Here is a 2,321-nt window from a genome sequence, read left to right as displayed (position 1 = left end):
CGAAGGCTCAGCAAGGACTACGAACGCACGACAAGCTCGTCGCAAGCCATGATCCACATCGCGATGACTCGACTGATGACCACCAGACTTGCCTAATACAGACTTATTAGACACCCTCTTAAATCGTGGAGGGATGTATTTTGGCCGTGAAGACACAGCAGCGAAAAAAAGAGAGAGCTGTAGGATAAAAAATGAGCATTTTGGTATGATATTGTAAGAGGCAACCATTAATAGAGGAAATACCTTTGCTGGCTGCTTGACATTCGACGGCAAAGATCTGAGACGCGGGTTTGATTCTCAGTTGGGTTTTAAATCCGTCCAAGATAAAATTAGTAGAATTATCGATCTATCAAGAAATTTGTTAGTGCGATTATTTTGTTCATAAATCTTTATAAAGATTGGATTGGTATCAATTGTATGTAGGTTAGTTTGGTTTGTTTTTATATAGGATAAAATGTAATAATAAAATTATGATAATTTGCGGTTTGAAACTTACGCATGATGGTGCGGTAGCAGTTATTCACAATGGGCGATTGGTGTTTTGTACTGAGTTTGAGAAAATCAGCAACAACCCACGGTATCAAGAAATTAGAGAACTGTCTGAGATTGCTGATGTTCTTGCTAATAACGGATATTCTGTAGGCGAAGTTGATCACTTTGTTGTCGATGGTTGGGGAGGTTATGACGCTGGTTCACTTGCGAAGCAACCTCGACTAGAGATCGGAAACGGAACCAACTACTTAGACTGTTGGAATCAGGGAGAAATGTTTAAGTTGGAAGTCGCACAGTATCGAGAGAAGATGCTTGAAGACTCTGTCTCATCACTTTGGAAGTTACGAGGGTTGCGTATTCAGAATAACTCCTGTGCATATTATTCAAACCTGCATGTAGCTGGGCATATTTATGGTGCTTATTGCACGAGTCCTTTCGCTAGGAAAGGGGAAGCGAGTTTTGTTTTGGTCTGGGACGGTGGTATGTATCCAAGACTTTATTATATCGATCCAGATGCTCGGAAGGTTGATAACTGTGGCCCAATATTTATGTTGATTGGAAATGTGTATACAATTTTTTCACAACATTTTGGTCCATTTAAGGTGGTCGGGAGCTTTGCGAAGGATGATTTGTCGATTGCTGGAAAAGTTATGGCCTATATAGCGAAGGGGGACGTGGATAAGGCTTTGTATCAGCATTTTGAGACCGTTATTCGGAGTTTTTATGATGCGCCAATGGGTTTTGCGAATGTACTTGCGGTAGAGTTGAAAAAGCGTATAGACGGTATCGGTTACAGTGATGAAACGGTCCTTAGGACCTTTCATGAGTATTTAGGGGATTTATTGGTAGAAAAGTTGCGGAAGAAGGTATCAAGAATCGGCAGAAAAGCTAAAAATATTTGTTTCGCTGGTGGTTGTGCTTTGAATATAAAATGGAATTCGGTTTTACGTGATAGTGGTCTTTTCGAAGGAATCTATGTTCCGCCATTTCCAAATGATTCAGGAAGTGCGATTGGTAGTGCGTGTCTCTTGAATGCCGTGAAGAGAGATCAATATGATTTGGATTGGAATGTTTACAGTGGCCCAAATATCGATAAAGGCTTAATTGTGCTTCCAGATGGATGGAATAGCCGTCCTTTTTCGGTTGAAGAATTGGCTTCGCTGTTGTTTGAAAGCAATAAACCGGTTGTTTTTTTAAGTGGACGTGCGGAACTTGGACCTCGTGCTTTGGGACACAGGAGTATTTTGGCAAGTCCAATTTCTGCTAAGGCTAAAGACGTCCTTAACTGCATTAAAAAACGTGAGGAGTATCGACCTGTTTCTCCAATTTGCCTCGAAGATCATGCTGCGTCTATTTTCGAGCCAGGCAGTAGGGATCCTCACATGCTTTTCGACCACAAAGTCCGTGATATGTGGGTCGATAGAATCCCTGCTGTTGTCCATTTAGACAATACAGTACGACTGCAAACCGTTAGCGCTACGGATGACCCGTTGTTGGCCGGACTGCTAAAAGCTTTTTATGATCTGTCTGGCATACCTTTGCTTTGTAATACCAGTGCAAATTTCAATGGGTGTGGTTTTTTTCCTAGTGTGCAATCCGCGATCGAGTGGGGCGCAACAGATCATATTTGGTCGGAGAATATCTTATACAGTAAGAAAAATTAATGTGCGATATGCTTATGGAAATAATAGGTTTAGAAGAAAAAATGTGCTTCATGAATGTTTTGGATCCAAGACTAGGCCGCGTGGACAAAATCAAATTTAACCCAATCCACTAATGCAGCGACATTTACGAATCCCATATAGGTTTTCTCCAGTTTGTCGTAGCGA

1 protein-coding gene and 1 pseudogene are annotated in these 2,321 nt (G+C 41.4%); both read left to right on the top strand.

The genetic code is table 11. The annotated features are described in order from the left end of the window. Positions 1 to 96: pseudogene (locus QEH53_RS23545) on the top strand (IS5/IS1182 family transposase); the annotation flags it as partial. Between the two features lie 374 nt (positions 97 to 470). After that, entirely contained in the window at positions 471 to 2,156 is a 1,686-nt protein-coding gene (locus tag QEH53_RS23540; protein WP_309025686.1) for a carbamoyltransferase N-terminal domain-containing protein, read from the top strand. The last annotated feature ends 165 nt before the right edge of the window (positions 2,157 to 2,321 follow it).

It is taken from the genome of Pelagicoccus sp. SDUM812002 (assembly GCF_031127835.1).
In the GTDB taxonomy this organism is placed as follows: Bacteria; Verrucomicrobiota; Verrucomicrobiia; order Opitutales; family Opitutaceae; genus Pelagicoccus.
The sequence above is the reverse complement of the archived record's forward strand: the minus strand, read 5'-3'. Positions and strand labels throughout refer to the sequence as shown.

Bases quoted from the DNA above. Each gene is read 5' to 3' on its own strand.
- QEH53_RS23540 (WP_309025686.1), top strand. From the start codon at position 471: ATGATAATTTGCGGTTTGAAACTTACGCATGATGGTGCGGTAGCAGTT.